This window comes from Lysobacter sp. CA199 (genome assembly GCF_052078715.1).
Lineage (GTDB): Bacteria > Pseudomonadota > Gammaproteobacteria > Xanthomonadales > Xanthomonadaceae > Lysobacter.
The window spans coordinates 183,748-202,702 of the sequence record NZ_JBQJIL010000003.1 but is presented as its reverse complement, the minus strand read 5'-3'; the positions used below and the strand labels follow the sequence as shown (position 1 = coordinate 202,702).

The 18,955-nt window shown below is 66.7% G+C and carries 22 protein-coding genes; 6 read left to right on the top strand and 16 right to left on the bottom strand.

Annotation, left to right across the window (positions count from 1 at the left end):
- Positions 1-163 precede the first annotated feature (163 nt).
- The 3 genes from ACTOWJ_RS05445 to grxD are packed head-to-tail and all read right to left on the bottom strand — an operon-like array spanning position 164 to position 1,878.
- Entirely contained in the window at positions 164-757 is a 594-nt protein-coding gene (locus tag ACTOWJ_RS05445; RefSeq protein ID WP_096377262.1) for a YhgN family NAAT transporter, read from the bottom strand.
- 24 nt (positions 758-781) lie between these two features.
- Entirely contained in the window at positions 782-1,510 is a 729-nt protein-coding gene (locus ACTOWJ_RS05440; protein ID WP_441333585.1) for an SDR family NAD(P)-dependent oxidoreductase, read from the bottom strand.
- 47 nt (positions 1,511-1,557) lie between these two features.
- Complete coding sequence (gene grxD / locus ACTOWJ_RS05435) at positions 1,558-1,878, bottom strand: Grx4 family monothiol glutaredoxin (RefSeq protein ID WP_441333584.1); 321 nt, start codon at positions 1,876-1,878, stop codon at positions 1,558-1,560.
- Between the two features lie 191 nt (positions 1,879-2,069).
- Here grxD and ACTOWJ_RS05430 point away from each other — a divergent pair, with 191 nt between their 5' ends.
- Positions 2,070-2,663, top strand: coding sequence for a superoxide dismutase (locus ACTOWJ_RS05430; protein ID WP_441333583.1), 594 nt, complete (start codon positions 2,070-2,072; stop codon positions 2,661-2,663).
- A 71-nt stretch (positions 2,664-2,734) separates the two neighbouring features.
- Here the strand turns inward: ACTOWJ_RS05430 and ACTOWJ_RS05425 are convergent, their stop codons facing one another.
- Genes ACTOWJ_RS05425 through purE form a run of 5 tightly spaced genes read right to left on the bottom strand, consistent with a single transcriptional unit; the run spans position 2,735 to position 5,703 of the window.
- Positions 2,735-3,115 (bottom strand): hypothetical protein, encoded by a 381-nt coding sequence (locus tag ACTOWJ_RS05425; protein ID WP_441333582.1) that lies wholly within the window; start codon positions 3,113-3,115, stop codon positions 2,735-2,737.
- Positions 3,116-3,136: 21 nt separating this feature from the next.
- Entirely contained in the window at positions 3,137-3,418 is a 282-nt protein-coding gene (locus tag ACTOWJ_RS05420; RefSeq protein WP_441333581.1) for a hypothetical protein, read from the bottom strand.
- Positions 3,415-4,017 carry a hypothetical protein gene (locus ACTOWJ_RS05415; protein WP_441333580.1) on the bottom strand — a complete coding sequence of 201 codons (603 nt, stop codon included), beginning with the start codon at positions 4,015-4,017 and terminating at the stop codon, positions 3,415-3,417. The genes ACTOWJ_RS05420 and ACTOWJ_RS05415 overlap by 4 nt, the downstream gene beginning before the upstream one ends.
- Positions 3,998-5,167: a 5-(carboxyamino)imidazole ribonucleotide synthase gene (locus tag ACTOWJ_RS05410; protein WP_441333579.1), complete on the bottom strand. Its 1,170-nt coding sequence runs from the start codon at positions 5,165-5,167 to the stop codon at positions 3,998-4,000. The genes ACTOWJ_RS05415 and ACTOWJ_RS05410 overlap by 20 nt, the downstream gene beginning before the upstream one ends.
- Positions 5,164-5,703, bottom strand: coding sequence for a 5-(carboxyamino)imidazole ribonucleotide mutase (gene purE, locus ACTOWJ_RS05405; protein WP_441333578.1), 540 nt, complete (start codon positions 5,701-5,703; stop codon positions 5,164-5,166). Before purE ends, ACTOWJ_RS05410 begins: the two co-directional genes overlap by 4 nt.
- A gap of 64 nt (positions 5,704-5,767) precedes the next feature.
- Between purE and ACTOWJ_RS05400 the strand changes: the two genes are divergently transcribed.
- From ACTOWJ_RS05400 to ACTOWJ_RS05390, 3 genes are read left to right on the top strand one after another with little or no spacing between them, the layout of a single operon-like run.
- Positions 5,768-6,037 carry a Trm112 family protein gene (locus tag ACTOWJ_RS05400; RefSeq protein WP_441333577.1) on the top strand — a complete coding sequence of 90 codons (270 nt, stop codon included), beginning with the start codon at positions 5,768-5,770 and terminating at the stop codon, positions 6,035-6,037.
- Positions 6,034-6,927 carry a carboxylating nicotinate-nucleotide diphosphorylase gene (gene nadC, locus ACTOWJ_RS05395; RefSeq protein WP_441333576.1) on the top strand — a complete coding sequence of 298 codons (894 nt, stop codon included), beginning with the start codon at positions 6,034-6,036 and terminating at the stop codon, positions 6,925-6,927. The genes ACTOWJ_RS05400 and nadC overlap by 4 nt, the downstream gene beginning before the upstream one ends.
- Positions 6,928-6,966: 39 nt before the next feature.
- On the top strand, positions 6,967-7,290 hold the full coding sequence (locus ACTOWJ_RS05390; protein ID WP_441333575.1) for a DUF3301 domain-containing protein: 324 nt from the start codon (positions 6,967-6,969) through the stop codon (positions 7,288-7,290).
- A gap of 305 nt (positions 7,291-7,595) precedes the next feature.
- Here the strand turns inward: ACTOWJ_RS05390 and ACTOWJ_RS05385 are convergent, their stop codons facing one another.
- The 6 genes from ACTOWJ_RS05385 to ACTOWJ_RS05360 form a co-directional block, all read right to left on the bottom strand.
- Positions 7,596-8,093 (bottom strand): ClpXP protease specificity-enhancing factor, encoded by a 498-nt coding sequence (locus tag ACTOWJ_RS05385; RefSeq protein ID WP_441333574.1) that lies wholly within the window; start codon positions 8,091-8,093, stop codon positions 7,596-7,598.
- Between the two features lie 424 nt (positions 8,094-8,517).
- The gene (locus tag ACTOWJ_RS05380; RefSeq protein WP_441333573.1) at positions 8,518-9,153 is read right to left on the bottom strand and encodes a glutathione S-transferase N-terminal domain-containing protein; all 636 of its coding nucleotides are present in this window, start codon (positions 9,151-9,153) and stop codon (positions 8,518-8,520) included.
- Positions 9,154-9,331: 178 nt separating this feature from the next.
- Positions 9,332-10,105 (bottom strand): cytochrome c1, encoded by a 774-nt coding sequence (locus ACTOWJ_RS05375; RefSeq protein ID WP_441333572.1) that lies wholly within the window; start codon positions 10,103-10,105, stop codon positions 9,332-9,334.
- A complete protein-coding gene (locus ACTOWJ_RS05370; RefSeq protein ID WP_441333571.1) occupies positions 10,098-11,357 on the bottom strand; it encodes a cytochrome b in 1,260 nt (419 codons plus the stop codon). The genes ACTOWJ_RS05375 and ACTOWJ_RS05370 overlap by 8 nt, the downstream gene beginning before the upstream one ends.
- Positions 11,358-11,360: 3 nt before the next feature.
- Positions 11,361-11,972, bottom strand: coding sequence for a ubiquinol-cytochrome c reductase iron-sulfur subunit (gene petA, locus ACTOWJ_RS05365; protein ID WP_441333570.1), 612 nt, complete (start codon positions 11,970-11,972; stop codon positions 11,361-11,363).
- Positions 11,973-12,349: 377 nt separating this feature from the next.
- Complete coding sequence (locus tag ACTOWJ_RS05360; protein WP_441333569.1) at positions 12,350-13,354, bottom strand: lytic transglycosylase domain-containing protein; 1,005 nt, start codon at positions 13,352-13,354, stop codon at positions 12,350-12,352.
- A gap of 187 nt (positions 13,355-13,541) precedes the next feature.
- On the opposite strand from ACTOWJ_RS05360, the gene miaB reads away from it, so the two are divergent.
- Both miaB and ACTOWJ_RS05350 read left to right on the top strand, forming a co-directional pair.
- Positions 13,542-14,999: a tRNA (N6-isopentenyl adenosine(37)-C2)-methylthiotransferase MiaB gene (gene miaB, locus ACTOWJ_RS05355; protein ID WP_441333568.1), complete on the top strand. Its 1,458-nt coding sequence runs from the start codon at positions 13,542-13,544 to the stop codon at positions 14,997-14,999.
- 22 nt (positions 15,000-15,021) lie between these two features.
- Positions 15,022-15,519 carry a GNAT family N-acetyltransferase gene (locus ACTOWJ_RS05350; protein ID WP_441333567.1) on the top strand — a complete coding sequence of 166 codons (498 nt, stop codon included), beginning with the start codon at positions 15,022-15,024 and terminating at the stop codon, positions 15,517-15,519.
- Positions 15,520-15,709: 190 nt separating this feature from the next.
- Here ACTOWJ_RS05350 and ACTOWJ_RS05345 read toward each other — a convergent pair whose 3' ends face one another.
- Positions 15,710-17,107 (bottom strand): DUF1501 domain-containing protein, encoded by a 1,398-nt coding sequence (locus ACTOWJ_RS05345; protein WP_441333566.1) that lies wholly within the window; start codon positions 17,105-17,107, stop codon positions 15,710-15,712.
- Positions 17,108-17,130: 23 nt separating this feature from the next.
- Entirely contained in the window at positions 17,131-18,954 is a 1,824-nt protein-coding gene (locus ACTOWJ_RS05340; RefSeq protein WP_441333565.1) for a DUF1800 domain-containing protein, read from the bottom strand.
- Position 18,955 lies beyond the last annotated feature (1 nt).

Sequence of the window (18,955 nt, the reverse complement as noted above, 5' to 3'; positions counted from 1 at the left end):
CGCCCAGGATGTGCCAGGACGCCTGCGTGGGCGTATGGATGGGGTGCCGGAATGAGGAAGGAAGGTACGGGGCGGACGGGCGAAACGAATAAGGCCCGCTGCTGGCGGGCCTTATGGCGGCTGTAACCATTCCCTACTCCCCCTCCCTTCATTCCCGGGCCGACTAAGGCGGCCCGGGCAGGTACGCCCCCAGCCCATCCAGGATCATCTGCACCGAAATCGCCACCAGCAGCATGCCCATCAGCCGCTCGATCGCGATCAGCGCGCGCCGGCCGAGCAATTTGTAGAGGATGGTCGCCGAGAACAGGATCGCCGCGGTGGCGCCCCAGGCGATCATCAGCGCCAGGCTCCAGTCGCCCAGGCGCGCGGGGTCGTTGCTGCCCATCAGCATGACCGCGGCCATGCCCGAGGGTCCGGCGACCAGCGGAATCGCCATGGGCACGATGAAGGGCTCGCCGTCGGGGATCTCGCCCATCAGCCCTTCCGGCGGCGGGAAGATCATGCGGATGCCGATCAGGAACAGGACGATGCCGCCGGCGATCGATACCGATTCCTGGCGCAGATGCATCAGCTCCAGGGCGTACTTGCCGCCCCACAGGAACAGCATCAGCACGCCCAGCGCGATCAGCAACTCGCGCGCGAGCACGATCCGCTGGCGCTTGGGCGGCAAGCCGCGCAACAGGCTCAGGAACACCGGGATGTTGCCCAGCGGGTCCAGGATGATGAACAACAGCAGCGCGGCCGAAGCGATGGTCATGGTGTCGGTCATGGCGTCGCGGCCTTACAGGCTCGGGGTCCAGACCTTGCCGCGGTGCGCCGCGCCCTGCGCCGAAAGCAGGCTCACGCAGGCCGGCGCATAGGCGGCCGGTTCGCGCGCGGAACGGTCGCTTTCTTCGACGTAGGCGCGCGAACGCAGCGGCGTGCGCATCGGCCCCGGACGCAGGCCGGCGACCCGGATCGTGCTGTTGGCCAGTTCCGCGTGCAGCATGCCGACCAGTGCGGCCAGGCCGTGCTGGGCCGCGCCGTAACCGCCCCAATAGGCCTGTCCGACCCGCTGCGGGTCGTCGAGGGCGAACACCAGCGCGGCGTCGGCGGACTTGGCCAGCAGCGGCAGGCAGGCCTGCGACAGCCACCACGGCGCGGTCAGATTGACGTGCACGGCGCGCGCGAACGCGGCCGGATCGGTCTGCGCCAGCGGGGTCAGGCCGGGGAAATCGGCGGCGCAATGCAGCACGCCGTCCAGTCGGCCGAGCTCGCCTTCGATGCGCGCGGCCATTTCAGCGTAGTCGTCGGGCTGGGCGCCTTCCAAGTCCAACGGATACAGCGAGGGCTCCGGCCCCAGCGGCATCAGCGCGTCGTAGACGCGGTTCAACTTCGGCAGCTTGCGCCCCAGCAGCACCACCGTGGCGCCCGCGCGCGCGCAGGCCGCGGCCGCGGCCGCGCCGAGCCCACCGTTGGCGCCGGTGACCAAAACCACCCGTCCACTCAACGCCGGCAACGTATCGCCCACGTTTGCGGTGTTAGAGCCGGTGCTACTAGAGCTGGTAGCGCCGGAACTCACTGCGGCTGTGTTTCGCTGATCATGCGTGCCAGTTCGCCGGACTCATACAACTCCAAGGTGATGTCGCAACCGCCGATCAATTCGCCATGGATGAAGAGCTGCGGAAACGTCGGCCAGTTCGAATAACGCGGCAGATTGGCGCGAATTTCCGGATCTTCGAGCACATTGACCGTATGCAGCGCGGTCGCGCCGGCGGCCTTGAGCGCCTGCACGGCGCGGCTGGAGAAGCCGCACATCGGGAACTGCGCGGTGCCCTTCATGAAAAGCACGATCGGATGGGCTTCGACTTCGGCCTGGATCCGTTCCATAACGGACATGGGTACTGCTCCTGCGATGGTTTGTTGCCGACTTTGACGGTTCGGCAACGAAACGTGGGGATAGAATATGAATTGTAAGCCTTCGCGGCGTCGCCGACGCGTCCGGCCCGGAACTCCATCGTCCCGGGAACGGAACGCCGGCCGCGGCGCCCTCCGCTAGCCAGCCCCCTCGACACTTTAGGAGCCCGCCAATGGCCATCGAATTGCCTGCCCTGCCCTACGACCGCACCGCGCTCGAACCCACCATCTCCGGTGAGACCATCGACTTTCATTACGGCAAGCACCACAAGGCCTACGTCGACAATCTCAACAAGATGATCGAAGGCACCGAGTTCGCCTCGCTGTCGCTGGAAGAAATCATCAAGAAGTCGCAGGGCGGCATGTTCAACAACGCCGCTCAGATCTGGAACCACACCTTCTACTGGAACTGCCTGTCGCCGGCGGCTCCGGCAGGGCGCGGCGGCGGCGAACCCACCGGCAAGCTGGCCGAACTCATCAACAAGGCTTTCGGCGACTTCGCCAAGTTCAAGGAAGAGTTCACCAAGACCGCCGTCGGCACCTTCGGCTCGGGCTGGGGCTGGCTGGTGCAGCGTCCGGACGGTTCGGTCGCCCTGGTCAGCACGCCGAACGCGGCGACCCCGCTGACCGGCGAAGACACCGCGCTGCTGACCTGCGACGTGTGGGAACACGCCTACTACATCGACTACCGCAACGCCCGCCCGAAGTACGTCGAGGCGTTCTGGAACCTGGTCAATTGGGACTTCGTGGCTTCGAACCTGAAGTAAGCGCAAGCCCATCGCGACACCGAAACGGCCGGGGAACACCCGGCCGTTTTCGTTCGGGCGACGGCTGGGCGCTAGCGTTCGCCGCAGCCGGCCGCCGGCCTGCATCGCGACGGTTCATCCGCCGCCGCCGACGCCGAGCGCCGGAATACGCAGCCCCGCGGCTCACCGTGCTGCCATCGGTAAACCAGGCCCCATCGGCCCACCCGATAATCGCAGCTCGCCACATCGCCGATGCGTACAGTCCGGTAAACGCTGCCGTGTATGAAGACCGCGACCTCGCGACCGCTGCCGACGTCGCGCACGATCACATCGTAGGTGGTGGATTTGCTGCGATGGATTCGTTTGTCGACGATCGCGCCCTCAAAATGCACCGGGCTGTGCGGACCGGTGAAATTGGCGAACGCGATCAGGTGCGCCCAGATCAGCAGCGCGCCGATCAGCGGCGCCAGCAAGGCTTCGACGACCGTCATTACCTAGGAAATCTTGCGGCGCGCGCGCAACCAGCGCCAGTAACGCGACAGATAGGCCAAGGCCAACACCGACAGCGCCAACCATATGCGCCAGAAGACGGTCCATTGGTTCGACACCTCCAGCCCGCCGCAGGCGCCGCGGCCGCATGGCAGCTCGATCAGCAGCATCCAGGCCAGCGCGCCCAGGAACAGCAGCGTGGCGCCGATCCACAGCGCATTCGGACGCAACGGCCACGGCGGCGCGTGCGTCGAACGGCGACGGCGGCGGGTCGGGGCGATGATCATGGTGCGGACGTCGGGGCAATCACGACGCAGACATCGCCCTCGTCGGTTCGCAGCCAGCGATAGGCGACTCCAAGCGCGCCCATCGCGTACTTGCAGCGCAAGACATCGCCAGGTCGCAGGCGCGCATGCAGTTCGTCGCTGATTCTGACCTCTACCTCTTGCCCGTTCGGGTCGCGGTCGAAACGGGCCCAGCACGAACGTCGGGTGCATTCCACCGGTTTGGCCGTGCCGAAATGCGTATAGGTGCCGTGCGGCATCAACGCGTTGGCAAGCAGAAAATACGGGGTTGCGCACCACAGCAGCAGGCCGCAGCTCACCACCACGCTGAACGCTTTCGACCCTGCGCTGCGGCCGAACTCATCCGGGCCGAGCCAGGCGCGGTAACGCACCACGTAGACGACCACCAGCAGCAGGATCGGCAGGCCCAGTATGCGCGCCGTACGCACCAAGCCGTACTCGAGCGGCGTCTCGATCCACCACGGCAGAAACATACACTGTCCCGCAACCAGGAACACGAACAGCGCAGCGTTGCCGTATTTGCGCGAAAGGCGCAGCAGGCGCGGCGGCGGGAGCGGCGCCTCAGTCGGGGCGGGCGGCATCAGGGCGATCCTTCGCCAAGGCTGCGATTACCGGTGCGACCTGCGCCTGCCGTTGCAAGGTTTCGCCGATCCGCTCCAGCATCGCCGCCAGTTCCGCCGGCGAGTCCGAACGCAAGGTCGCGTGGCCGACCTTGCGGCCTTCGCGCGAAGACTTGCCGTAGTCGTGCCAATGTCCGCCGGCTTCGCTGAGCACCGCGCTGGCATCGGGCATCGCGCCGATCCAGTTGAGCATGCAGGCCTGGCCGAGCATGCGCGTGTCGCCCAGCGGCAGGCCGAGTACGGCGCGCAGATGGTTCTGGAATTGCGAGGTCTCGCTGCCTTCGATGGTCCAGTGGCCGGAGTTGTGCACGCGTGGGGCGAGTTCGTTGGCGAGCAGCACGCCGTCGCGGCAGAACAGCTCCAGCGCGAACACGCCGACATAGTCAAGCGCCTCAGCCAGCTTGCGCGCGTGCGAAATCGCGGTCGCGGCCAGGGCCTCATCGGTTCGCGCCGGCGCCAGACTGGCCGAGAGCACACCGTCGACGTGCCAATTCTCGGTGATCGGCCAGGCGCGGAATTCGCCGTCGCGGCCGCGCACGGCGACCACCGACAGCTCGCGCTCGAAGGCGACGAAACCTTCCAATATCAACCCGACCTTGTCGGCTTGCGCGCCCAATGCGGCCCAGGCCGGGTCGGCATCGGCCGGGGTCTTGATGCGGAACTGGCCCTTGCCGTCGTAACCCAGGCGGCGGGTCTTGAGGATGCACGGCGTACCGATCTTGGCCAGCGCCGCGTCCAGCGATTGACGCGTGCCGATCGCAACGAAATCCGGCACCGGGATGCCGAGATCGACGAACAAGGTCTTCTCGGCCAGGCGGTCCTGGGCCACGGCCAGCGCGCGCGGGCTCGGGAACACCGGCCGGCGCTCGGCCAGCCAATGCGCGGACTCGGCCGGCACGTTCTCGAAATCGAACGTGGCCACGTCAATGTTCGAGGCGAATTCGTCGAGCGCGGCCTGATCGGTGTAATCGCCGACGACCATCGGTGCGAACTGGCCGGCGCAGGCATCTTCGGCGCTGTCCAGCACCAGGAAACGCAGACCGAGCGGCGCGCCGGAAAGCGCGAGCATGCGGGCCAGCTGCCCGCCTCCGAGAATTCCGACGGTGGTCATTGGCGCGGGTCGTCGTTGGCCAGCACGTCGTCGGTCTGGCGGGCGCGGAACGCGCTCAGCGCCGCGCCGATCGCGGGGTATTCGGACGCCAGCAGCGCCGCGGCGAACAGCGCCGCGTTGGCCGCGCCGGCGTTGCCGATGGCGAAGGTGGCGACCGGAATGCCGGCCGGCATCTGCACGATCGACAGCAGCGAGTCCATGCCGTTGAGCGCCTTGGACTGCACCGGCACGCCGAGCACCGGCACCGCGGTCTTGGCCGCCAGCATGCCCGGCAAATGCGCGGCGCCGCCGGCGCCGGCGATGATCGCGCGCAAGCCGCGCGCGGCCGCGCCATCGGCGTAATCGAACAGCACATCGGGGGTGCGGTGCGCCGACACCACCCGGACTTCGTGCGGCACGCCCAGCGCTTCGAGCTTGGCGGCGGCGTGCTGCATGGTCTCCCAGTCCGAGCGCGAGCCCATGACGATGCCGACCAGCGGCGAGGGTGCACTTGACGAGGAGCCGGACGAGGACGCGGAACTGCTGGCTGGGGACATGGGACGAGCCTGGGCGCAAAGACGTATTCTAACGCCCTGTCCCGTCGTACCGGCACCGCACCGTATGGATCGCAAATTGCTCGACCTGCTCGTCTGCCCCAGCACCCGCCAACCGCTGCTGCCGCTGGAAGGCCGCGGCCTGCAGGCGCTGAACACGGCGATCGGCGCCGGCGGCGTAGTCCGCGGCAGCGGCGACGCCCAGTCCCAGGCGCTGCACGAGGCCCTGATCACCCGCGACCGCAAGATCGTCTACATCGTCGACGACGGCATTCCGCTGCTGGATTCGGAAAACGCCATCGGCACGGCCCAGGTCGACGGTTTCCCGGGCGCATGAGCGCGGCCACCACGCCCGAGATCGCCCCGCCGCCTCCGGCCGAGATCGAGGCCGACATCGCCGATGCCCTGGCCGAGGACCTCGGCACTGGGGACGTCACCGCCGACCTGCTGCCGGACGTCGCCGACATCGCCTACCTGTTGTGCAAGGAGGACGCGGTGGTGTGCGGGCGGCCGTGGTTCGACGCCTGCCATCGCGCGCTGGACCCGCAGGTCCGGATCGATTGGCGCGTGGCCGAGGGCGACCGCGTCGCCAAGGGCACCGTGCTGGCCACCTTGCAAGGCCGCGCCCGCGCCTTGGTCAGCGCCGAACGCACTTCGCTGAACTTCATCCAGACCCTGTCGGCGGTGGCCACGGTCACCTCGCAATACGTGGCCGCAGTCGCCGGCACCGGCGCGAAGATCCTCGACACCCGCAAGACCCTGCCCGGCCTGCGTCTGGCGCAGAAATACGCGGTGCGGGTCGGCGGCGGGGTCAATCACCGCATCGGCCTGTTCGATGCGGTGATGCTCAAGGAAAACCACATCCGCGCGGCCGGTTCGATCGCCGGCGCGATCGGCGCGGCGCGCGCCCAGCACCCGCGGTTGCCGCTGATCGTCGAGGTCGAGACCCTGGAACAGTTGCGCGAAGCGCTGACCCACGGCTGCGACCGCATCCTGATCGACGATTTTTCCGCGCAGGACCGTCGCGCCGCGGTGGCCATCGCGCACGCCGCGCCGTTCGACGGACGGATCCCTCTGGAGGTGTCCGGCGGCGTCGACTTCACCACCCTGCGCGGCATCGCCGAGGACGGCGTGGATTGCATTTCGATCGGCGCACTGACCAAACATGTGCGCGCCATCGATCTTTCGTTGAAGCTCGGCCCGCCTCCCGCCTCCGCGGGCGGCTGAAGCCTTGCGTTCGCACTCGGCCGTCTCCAGAACCCTGCCATGCCTACCTTGATCCTGCTGATGATCTTCGGCGCCGCCGCGTTCTCGTTCTGGAGCGCCGGCCGCGCCGCCGCCGAACGGGCCGAAGTGGTCGGCCGCAACGCCTGCGAGAAAGCCGGCGTGCAATGGCTGGATCAGAGCGTGCACGCGATCGGCCTGCGCGTGATCCGCCACGAAAGCGGCTGGCTCGGATTCGAACGCACCTTCCGCTTCGATTATTCGATCGACGGCGAAGACCGCCATGTCGGCCGGCTGATTCTGCGCGGCGAGAAACTGATCGCCTTCAGCGGCCCGGTCTCGCGCGCGCCGTCGCAGTTGCACTGAACGCCGCGCCTTGCAAGCTGCCCTGTAGGAGCGGCGCGAGCCGCGACCGCTACCCTCACGATTACGATGCGGCCGGCCACGCTCAGCGGGCCGGTCTCGCGCGTGCCGTCGCAGTTGCACTGAGCGCCGCGCCTTGCGAGCCGCCCTGTAGGAGCGGCGCAAGCCGCGGCCGCGGTGCGGCCGATCACGTCGTAATCGTGAGGTCGCTGTCGCGGCTTGCGCCGCTCCTACAGGAGGCTTGGCAGGTTTACGCAGGCGGCGACCTTCGCGCTGCCGTCTCCCTCTCCCGCCAGCGGGCGAAGGTATTACTTGACGATGCGTAAATGCCCGCCGCGGCGCGGCGTCGGGGTCGGCGGTTGCGGGCCGTCGTCGTCGCCTTCCGGCGAGGGATCGCTGGGCACGGCGCTGAGCACCGGCGGCGAAGCCGCTTCGGTGTCGTCGATCTCCTCGTCCAGTCCGCCTTCGTCGAGGTTCACGTCTTCCGGCAGGGCCATGCCCTGCCCGGTTTCGCGCGCGTAGATCGCCAGCACCGCGCCGACCGGCACCGACACCGGGTGGCTGACGCCGCCGAAGCGCGCGCTGAAACGGATGAAGTCGTTACCCATTTCCAGGTGCGAAACCGCGCGCGCAGCGACGTTGAGCACGATCTTGCCGTCCTTGACCGCATGCGCCGGCACCTGCACCGCCGGACGCGTGGCATCGACCAGCAGGTGCGGGGTCATGCCGTTGTCGGCGATCCACTCGTACAGCGCCCGCAGCAGATAGGGGCGGTGGCTGGTCATCGGTACGCTGCTTTCGGTCATATGAACATTTTAACGCTAAAGCATGTGCCGGCAGATGGGCGGCAGCGCATCGGACCGCCGTAACGAAGGGAATCGAATCGGCCATGGCCAAGCGGCGATGCGCGGCCGGGCGACGGCATCGACGGCGAGCCGTCGTCGGCCCTGACGCCGGGACATCGGCGGCTCCACCCGTTGGCTCACGACGATGCGATCGGATCGAACCGCGTCGGGCTGAAGCCCCTCCCACGAGCGCGCCGGCGTCGGCCCGGTTTCGGACATCGCACGCCTCCCGGACTGGCGGTCATCGCTGATCCTCGCCATTTCCGCGCCGGGTACGGGCCAAGTACGGGCCGGCTACCGGCCGACCCTCCCCGCATTGTCCGCGGTCGAGTTCAGCCCGGAATCCGCGATGGCGGTGACGCCCCGAAGCCGCCACCGCCCGCCGTCAGTTCGGCATGTCGCGCAGCTTGCGCTCCTGGTCGGTCAGGCTGCGGGTAAAGCCGGGATTGCGGAAGATCCGGTTGCCGTAGTCCTCGATGGCCTTGCCGTCCTTCGGCAACGGCACGTCGAGCGAAGGAAGGCGCCAGATGATCGGGGCCATCGCACAGTCGGCCAGGCTCATTTCCGGATTGAGGAAGAACTTGCTGGCCTTGAACAGCGGTACCGATGCGGTCAGCAGTTCCTTGAGGCGCTTGCGCGCGGCCTCGGCCTGAACCTTGTTGCCCATCTGGATGGCCTGCACCTGCGGCACCCAGTCGTGCTCCAGGCGCAGCATCGCCAGGCGCAGGCGAGCTCGGGACAAGGGATCGACCGGCATCAGCGGCGGATGCGGGTAGCGCTCATCCAGGTACTCGCTGACCACGCTTGCGGCGTACAGAACCAGATCGCGTTCGACCAGGGTCGGCACCGAATGGTAGGGATTGAGATCGACGAGGTCTTCGGGCGGATTCTGCGGATCGACCGGGATCAGATCGTAGGTGACGCCCTTGGCCGCCAGAACCAGCCTGACGCGGTGGCACAACACGCAATCGGTGGACGAAAACAGAGTCAGGGCATTACGCATACGGGGGCTCGCCGCCATCATCGACCTCTCCAGCGACCGGAATCCGCCAGTCGCAAGACGCCCTCCACCCTCTGTGGAAGGTCGTCACGGCCCCGAGCCAGCACCCGTCCAGCTTTGCTGAAGTTGCCGTCTCGCTAGACCGACAACCCTAGCGGAAAACCCGCGCTTATGGCGCGGGTTTTCCAGGCGGATGACATCAATGTTCCACGTCGCGCCAGTACTCGGTCTTCAACAGATACGCGATGAAGGTGAACAACGCCAGGAACAGGATCACCCAAACGCCAAGACTCTGGCGCTTGAGGGCGGCCGGTTCGCCGGCGTACTCGAGGAAGGTGGTGATGTCGCGCGTGGCGGTCTTGAAGCCTTCGGCGTCGAGCTTGCCGGGCTGGGTGACCGCCAGCGCGTGCACCGGACGGTCGCCGGTGGCCTTGTCGGGCTCGCCGTACTCGGCGTGCTGCAGTCCCTGCAATTCCCACAACGGGTTGGGCATGGACGCGTTCGGGAACAGCTTGTTGTTCCAGCCCAGCGGACGCGACTCATCCAGATAGAACTGGTTGAGGTAGGTGTAGACCCAGTCGCTGCCGCGCACGCGGGTGATCAGGCTCAGGTCCGGCGGCATTTTGCCGAACCACTGGTTGGCGTGTTCCGGGGTCAGGCTGACCTGGATCTGTTCGCCGAACTTGGCGCCGGTGAAGTTGAGGTTGTTCATCACCTCTTCTTCGGTCAGGCCCAGGTCCTCGGCCATGCGCGAATAGCGCAGGTACTTCAACGAGTGGCAGCCCGAGCAGTAGTTCATGTACAGCTGGGCGCCGCGCTGCAGCGAGGCGCGATCGTTGAGATCGGTGCCCGACTGCATCAGGTCGCCGCCGCCGGAGGCATAGGCGGTGACCGACACGAGCAGGCCGGCGGCGAAAGTGGCGAGCTTCTTCACGATGCGGGTTTTCCCGAGAGGCTGGCTGTTCTTAGTCATGCATCGTCACCCGGGCAGGCACCGGCTTGGTCTTGTCGATCTTGGTCCACAGCGGCATGGTGATGAAGAAAGCGAAGTACAGGAAAGTCAGCACGCGGCCGATGATGGTTTCCACCGGGTCGGTACCCGGACCGGCGCCGATCTTGCCCAACCAGATGAAGCACACCGCCAGCAGCATCAGCATGAACTTGCTGATCCAGCCGCGATAACGCACCGACTTGACCTTGCAGCGGTCCAGCCACGGCACCAGGAACAGGATCGCGATCGCCGCGAACATCACCAGCACGCCGGAGAGCTTGTGCGGGATTACCCGCAACATCGCGTAGTAAGGCGTGTAGTACCAGACCGGCTTGATGTGCTCGGGCGTCACCAGGCGATTGGCCTCGGTGAAGTTGTCGTGTTCCAGGAACCAGCCGCCCATCGCCGGGGCGAAGAAGATGATGAAGGCGGCGATGATCAGGAAGAAGCCGACGCCGACCAGGTCCTTGACCGTGTAATACGGGTGGAACGGAATGCCGTCGAGCGGCTTGCTGGCGTCCCAACGGTTGCCCTTCGGCCCGTACTTGATGTCCACGCCGTCGGGGTTGTTGGAACCCACCTCGTGCAGCGCGCCCAGGTGCAGCACCACCAGCAGCAACAGCACCAGCGGCAGCGCGATCACGTGCAGGGCGAAGAAGCGATTGAGCGTCGCGTCGCCGGGCAGGTAATCGCCCATGATCCACTCGGTCAGGCCGTTGCCGATCACCGGAATGGCGCCGAACAGCGAGATGATGACCTTCGCGCCCCAGAACGACATCTGGCCCCACGGCAGCACGTAGCCCATGAAGGCTTCGGCCATCAGCACCAGATAGATCAGCATGCCCAGGATCCACACCAGCTCGCGCGGCTTCTGGTACGAGCCGTACAGCAGGCCGCGGAACATGTGCAGATACACGACGATGAAGAACAGCGATGCGCCGGTGGAGTGCATGTAGCGGATCAGCCAGCCCCACTCCACGTCGCGCATGATGTATTCGACCGACGAGAACGCTTCGGCCGCGGACGGCTTGAAGTGCATCGTCAGGAAGATGCCGGTGACGATCTGGTTGACCAGCACCAGCAGCGCGAGCGAACCGAAGTAGTACCACAGGTTGAAGTTCTTCGGCGCGTAGTACTCGGTCATGTGCTTGCGATAGACCGGCATCATGCCGGGCGCGCGAGCGGTGACCCAATCGAAGACGTTGTTGGCGGTGCGAGTAAGGATGTTGGACATGACTTACGCCGCTCCCTTCGGATCAACACCGATGATGATGGTGTTGTCGTCTTCGTAATAGTGCGGAGGCACCAGCAGATTGATCGGCGCAGGCACGCCCTGGAACACGCGGCCGGCCATGTCGAAGCGCGACTTGTGGCAGGGGCAGAAGTAACCGCCCTTCCACTCCGGATCGAACGGCTCGGGCCGGATTTCGGCCTTCATTTCCGGCGAGCAGCCCAGATGGGTGCACAGGCCGACCAGGACGGAGATTTCCGGCTTGATCGAACGCAGCTCGCCCTTGACGTACTCGGGCTGCTGGTCCTTGTTCTCGGACTTGGGATCGCGCAGATGGCCGTCGAGCGTCGGCAGCGCCTTGAGGATGGCCTGCGAGCGTTTGACGATCCAGATCGGCTGACCGCGCCACTCCAGAACCAGACGCTGGCCTTCGGCCAGAGCGCTGATGTCGGCGGTCACCGGAGCACCGGCGAGCTTGGCGCGCGCGCTGGGATTCCAGGACTTGATGAAAGGCACCGCTGCAAAGCCGGCCCCGACCGCACCGACCACTGCCGTGGTCGCCGTCAGGAACCGACGTCGGCCCGTATTGATAGGATCGTGGACCCCTTGGTTGGCCATCCGGCACTCCGCGAAAGCTGCAATTCGAAGTTAACGCCGCACTACCCGGAACCATTGGCTAACCAAACACAACCACTGGCGAAAGGCTGGCGGCTCAAAAGACGGGGAAGTGTAGCGGAACCGTTAAGGGCGCGACAATCCGCGCCATTGCAAATTGCAGACGCGGTGCGCTCGGGCGCGCCGCTCGCCCACCGGAAGCCTTGTTTTGCAGGCTTTGGCGCGATGTTGTCGGCGGCTTCGCAGGGTCGGTGTGGGAAACGAGCGCGTCGCCGGCCGCCCGATCGCCGGGCCGGCCCCGGAGTTTGCGCCGGCCCTCGCCCCGTCGACGCCGCATCGGCGGTGTCGCGGGCGCGGCCCGCGACCGACAGCGCGCGTCGTCAGCGCGCCACCACCGCGGAGCGGTAGCGCTGCGCCAGCACCGCCACGCGCTGCACATAGCGCTGGGTCTCGGCGTACGGCGGCACGCCGCGGTACTTGTCGACCGCGCCCTCGCCGGCGTTGTAGCCGGCCGCGGCCAGGGTCAGGTCGCCGTTGAAGCGCTTGAGCAGCCAGGCCAGGTATTGCACCCCGCCCTGAATGTTCTGGCCGGCGTCGAAGGCATTGCCGACGCCGAAGCGGCGCGCGGTGGCCGGCATCAGCTGCATCAGGCCCTGCGCGCCCACCCGCGACATCGCATTGGGGTTGTAGGCCGATTCGGCATGGATGATCGCGCGCACGATGGCCTCTTCGACCCCGTGCTGGCGCGCCGCCGCGGCGATCTCGGCCGAATACGCCGCCGTGTTCAGCCGCAGCGTGCCGAAGTTGACCCCGGGCTGGGCCTGGCAGGCGAAACACCGTTCGATGAAGCTGTAGCGGATGGTCCGCACCGCGGTGGCGCTGGCCAGCCCCTTGGGACGCTTGCTGGTGTAGTGGCGCACGCCGTCCTGGATATAGGAGTAGACCTGCCCCTGTACGAGACGGGTCGGCGGCGGTTGCGGCACGGCCGGGATCGTCACCGCCGGCACGGGCGCCGCGGCGGCGGTGCCGGCCGGCGCACCCGGCAGGCCCGGCTTCAGCCCGCCCGCGGCCATCGCCGCGGCGGCGCCATTGAACGTGGCCGGCGGATTATTGTGGATCGAGGCCGGCACCCCGGCCGTATCGGTGCGCGCGGTCAGCGCGCCCACCGCCGGAGCCGGCGGGGCGTACGAAACCGGGGTCGGATTGCGCATGCGCTTGGCCAACGCCGTGTACTGGCTGGCGACCACGCACTTGGCGCCCTTGACCTTCTTGCTGACGTAGCTGCGCTCGCCGTTGGCGCTCTCGCACTTCCAAACGGTGCCCGCCACCGCCGGCGCGAGCGCCAGCAGGCAGACGGTCCCCAGAATCAGCGCGGTCCCCCTCATCGCCGGGAGTTTCCCTTGCCCGGCCGGTGCTGCCAAGTCCTTGATCTCAAAACGTGACCGCCACCCCGGCCTGGACCCGCGCGACATGCGCAGCGGCTACACTAGCCGGCCTGGATTCCACCCCGGACTTCAGACCCTAGCCACTCCGGCGCGGATTAACCGCCGCCCTCCCCGGACCCGGATCGCCATGACCGACCTGCATCCCCTGCCCACGGCGCCTGCCGCGGGCGCCGCGCGGCCTTCCACGCCGGGCGCGAAAAAACCTGCTTCTAAAAAGCTTTTTATCGAGACCCACGGTTGCCAGATGAACGAGTACGACTCGGCCAAGATGGCCGACGTGCTCGCCGCCAGCGACGGCCTGGAACTCACCGACAACGCCGCCGAAGCCGACGTCATCCTGATCAACACCTGCTCGATCCGCGAGAAGGCCCAGGAAAAGGTGTTCAGCCAGCTCGGCCGCTGGCGTCAATTGAAGGAAGCGGGGCACAAGCAGGGCGAGCGCCAGGTCATCATCGGCGTCGGCGGCTGCGTCGCGTCGCAGGAAGGCGCGGCGATCGTCAAGCGCGCGCCCTACGTCGACCTGGTGTTCGGCCCGCAGACCCTGCACCGCCTGCCCGAGCTGATCCGGGCCAAGCGCGAAACCGGCCTGCCGCAGGTCGACATCAGCTTCCCCGAGATCGAAAAGTTCGACCGCCTGCCCGAGCCACGCGCCGAAGGCCCGAGCGCCTTCGTCTCGATCATGGAAGGCTGCAGCAAGTACTGCTCGTTCTGCGTGGTGCCCTACACCCGCGGCGAGGAAGTCAGCCGTCCGTTCGAGGACGTGCTGGTCGAGGTCGCGCAACTCGCCGCCCAGGGCGTGCGCGAGATCAATCTGCTCGGCCAGAACGTCAATGCCTACCGCGGGCCGATGGCCGGCGAAGACGGCGCGGCCGAAGGCGAAGTCGCCGATCTGGGCCTGCTGATCCGCACCATCGCCGAAATCGACGGCGTCGACCGCATCCGCTTCACCACCTCGCACCCGCTGGAGTTCAGCGACTCGCTGGTCGAGGCCTACCGCGACGTGCCGCAGTTGGCCAACTACCTGCACCTGCCGGTACAGGCCGGCAGCGACCGCATCCTGGCGGCGATGAAGCGCGGCTACACCGCGCTGGAATTCAAGCAGAAGATCCGCAAGCTGCGCGCAGTGCGTCCGGACATCTCGATCTCCTCGGATTTCATCGTCGGCTTCCCCGGCGAGACCGAGGCCGATTTCGAGAAGACCATGAAGCTGATCGAGGACGTGGGTTTCGACCAGTCGTTCTCCTTCATCTATTCGCGCCGCCCCGGCACCCCGGCCGCCGACCTGGAAGACAGCGTCGGCGACGCCGAGAAGCACGCGCGCCTGTCGCGCCTGCAGGCGACGATCAACGCCAACTCGCTGCGGATCTCCAAGAGCATGGTCGGCAGCGTCCAGCGCGTGCTGGTCGAAGGGCCTTCGCGCAAGGATCCCAACGAGCTCACCGGCAAGACCGAGAACATGCGTTCGGTGAATTTTCCCGCGCCCAAGCGCCTGATCGGCCAGTTCGTCGACGTGTTGATCACCGAAGCCTTGCCCAATTCCTTGCGCGGCCGGGTGCAACTGGGCGACGATCAAGCCGCCGCCTGATCTTTCCTTAAAGAGACCCCGCATGGAACGCGACTTCCTCATCCGCGAAATCGGCCCCGACGAATTCGAACGCGTGTGGCCGATCTTCCGCGAGGTTCTCGCCCGCGGCGAGAGCTACAATTACCCGGCCGAGCTGTCGATGACGCGGGCCCGGGCGATGTGGACCACCTCGCCGTACCGGACCTTCATCGCCGAGGTGGACGCCGGCGAAGCCGTCGGCTGCTACAAGCTGGGTCCCAATCAACCCGGCCGCGGCGACCACGTCGCCAACGCCAGCTACATGGTCGCCGAAGCCGCCTGGGGCAAGGGCGTCGGCGGCGCGCTGTGCGAGCACTCGCTGGTGCAGGCGCGCAAGGCCGGCTTCGTGGCGATGCAGTTCAACTACGTGGTCAGCAGCAATACCGCGGCCGTGCACCTGTGGCTCAAGCATGGCTTCGACATCGTCGGCCGCGTGCCGGGCGCGTTCCGCCACGCCTCGCTGGGGCTGGTGGATGTGTATGTGATGCATCGGATGCTTTGAGGCTTGCTCTCACAGAGCGCGCGGGCATTCCGAAGTCTTTTGTGGGAGGGCCTTCAGGCCCGACTCTTTCAGGTCGCAGCTCACCACATGCAGATGCGCGGCTTCGGGTGTCGGGCCTGAAGGCCCTCCCACAAAAGACTTCGTGCCGATGAGGCAAGACGCACTCTCCACCGTAGGGAACACCGCGCCCTCACCCCATGAAGCCGAGATCCCGCCGCGGACTGAAGTTCGGCAAGTTCGGGAAGATCAAATCCAACTCCGAATCGCCTACCCCAAACCACTTGGCCAAGGTCGAGGCATACAGATCCACCGGCGTGGTCGGAATGATCTGACCCCACCCCGCATCGTCGTCGCCGCCGTTGACCAGCGTGGGCATCGTGCCGAAGAAACGTCCGCCGCGCACCGCACCGCCGACGATGAAGTGATGTCCGCCCCAGCCGTGATCGGAGCCGTCGCCGTTGGACGACAGCGTGCGGCCGAAATCCGATGCGGTGAACGCGGTGACCTTGTCGGCCACGCCGAGTTCGCCGGTGGCCGCGTGGAAGGCGGTCATCGCCTGCGACAGGCGCGCCAGCAAAGCCGGCTGCTCGCTGAGCAATCGGTCGTGATGGTCGAATCCGCCCATCGACACGAAATACACCTGCCGCTTGAGCCCCAACACTTCGCGCACCTTGATCAGGCGCGCCACCATCTGCAGCTGCTCGCCCAGATCGCTGTTCGGGAACGCGGTCTGCAACGGCGTGGACGCTTCCAAGGCCGTCTCCACCGCCGCGGCGTTCTCGCGCGCGCGCCGGAACGATGCGGCGTAGCTGCGCCCGAAAACGTGCGGCTGCGCGCCGGGCGCCATCATCGCCAGGAACGCGCGGCGGCTGTCGTCGTCCCATTCGAAGCGGCTGAACGGACGCGGGCCACCGCCGCCGATCACGTATTGGCCGGCGTTGCGCGCGCGCTGCAGGATGCTTTCGAAGTTCAGCGACACCGACATCGGAATGAACGCATCGGGATTGGCGTCGCGCAGCAGATCGGCGATATGCCCGGCCCAACCGAAGTTGCGCCCCTCGCCGGTACGCGAAACCTGCCAGTACTGCTGCTGATCGTTGTGCGAGAACAACTGCGGCGGCAGCTCCACCGCGTGATTGAGGTAATCGGCCTTGCTGGTCGGCCGGATCAGCGTGCCGACATTGCCCAGCACCGCCGCCTGCCCGTTGTTGAACAAGCCCTGCAGGCCGCCCATGCCGATCGGATCCTCATCGGTGGTGCAGGCCTGCAAACCGTAATCGGCCCCGTCCGACGCGCCGCCGCCGGCCTGCGGCGACAGCGGCAACAACCGGCTGTGTTCCACCGCCAGAGTGGCGCGCGCGCTGCGGTACTGCTGGTAGTGGCCATCGTCGCGCGGCACGATCATGTTCAACGAATCGTTGCCGCCGAACAGGAACACGCATACCAGCGCCTTGTAATCGTCGAAGCGCGTCGGCCCGTAGGCGTTGGCGGCCGCCTGGACCATGCGCAGATTGCCGAGCGCGGAATACAGGCCGGCGCCGCCGAGCGCGGCGCAGATCGAGTTACGCAGGAATTGACGACGTTTCATGGGTGCTCTCTCCGTATTCCTGCTTACTTCTGCACGATGTAATCGGGCGAGTTGATGATCAGGTACAGCGCCTCCTGCACTCGCAGGCGCTTGGCCGCGGTGTTGTTGGCCGGCATGCCGCTGAGCCGTTCGGTCAGCACCTGCTTCATCTGATCGGTCATCTGCCCGGACAGGAACAGCGCGTCGTAGCGGCCGATCAACGCGGGGATGTTGGTGGCCAGGGCCACGTCCTCGCTGAGATTGATCGCCACCTCGTCGTCGCCGATGCCGGCCGGATTGCCGACGTAGGCATCGAAGATCTTGGTCATCAGATAGCTTTCGTTGGCCGGCAGCATGTAGTCGGTGGCCAACTGCAGTTCCGGCGCCACCAGCCCCAGCTCCTGCGGCTCGCCGTTGGGGCTGTAGCGCGGACTGAAGAAGTTGAACACCGAGGCGGCGTACATCGGCGATTGACCGAGGTTGCCCTCCATGTTCCAGAACTCCTCCATATGCCCGCTCTTGGACTTGCCCTTGAGCGCGCGCCACAAATGGGTCAGGCGCAGGAGCGGCTCGCGCACCTTGCCGAAATGCGGCGGCTGCGCGGCGGGATCGCGCGCTTCGGGATCGAGCAGGATCGCGCCGACCACCGCGCGCAGATCCCCGCGCACGCCCTGGCCGTTGTCGTTGAACGCCCCGGCCACGCGGCCGACATAGCCCGCACTGGGATTGCTGGTCACCAGGCGCTGGATCAGCTGCTTGCCGATGAACGGACCGACGTTGGGATGATTGAAAATGTTGTCGAGCGCCGCGCTCAGATCGCCCGGGCCGCTGCCGCCGGCGCCCAGCTTGCCGCCCGGCAGGCTCACGCCCGGATACACCAGCAGCTGTTTCTCCTGCGCGGAGGCGTGATACGCCGCGTGGTTCTCCATCGGCGACACCCAGGCCGGCGCGGTGGTGTCGTAGAAATAGCAATCGAACACGCCCTCGGCCTGGCAACCCTTGAAAGTCCAGCCGGTGAACACGTGGGCGAAGCCCTTGACCGTCTCCTGATCGTAGGTCGGGATGGTCTGCTGCGCGGCATCGAGCAGCGGCGTTCCGTCCTGATTGAGCTGGACCAGTCCGACGCTGAACAACTGCATCACTTCGCGCGCGTAGTTCTCGTCGGGGCGGATGTTGTGGACCGGATCGGGCTTTTGGTTCTGCAACATCGACAGGTACAGGCCCATCACCGGATGCAGGGTCACATCCTCCAGCAAGGTGCGGTAGTTGCCCAATGCATCGCGCGCCAGTGTGTCGTAGTAATGGGTCATGCCGTGCGGCGCGTTGCCGAGCGGATCGGAAGTTGCGTCGGAAGCCACCATGATCTCGCTGAGCGCGAAGGCCACGCGCTGGCGCAACTGGTCGCGATGCACGATCTGGGTCGGCTTGATCGGATCCTTGCCGCCGATCGCGTTGACGAACCACGCATCCAGGCGCCAATCGCGCTTGAACTCGTCGGGCCTGCGCACCGTCGCGTTCTTCAGGAAGGTCAGCTGCGAGGACACCGGAAAACCGACCTGCTCGTTGATCCAGGCGGTGTAGCCGATCTGCTTGAGCCGGTCGATGTCTTCGCGGGTCGGGCCGAACGTGGCCTGAGTGAGGAAACGCGCGGCCTCGCCGTCGGTGGCCGGGATATCGGCGATCTTCGGCGCCGGCGCGGCGCCGATGCTGCGTTGCGCGCGCAATTGCAGCGGGTCGGGCGCGCCCGGATACGGTCCGCTGTAGTCCGGCGTCGGCGTGACGCCGCGCAAGGCGATGAAGATTCCCAGCACCAGCAACAGGCGCGGCGACGCGCCCATCCACGCTGCGCGCAGAAGTGTCGATTTCATG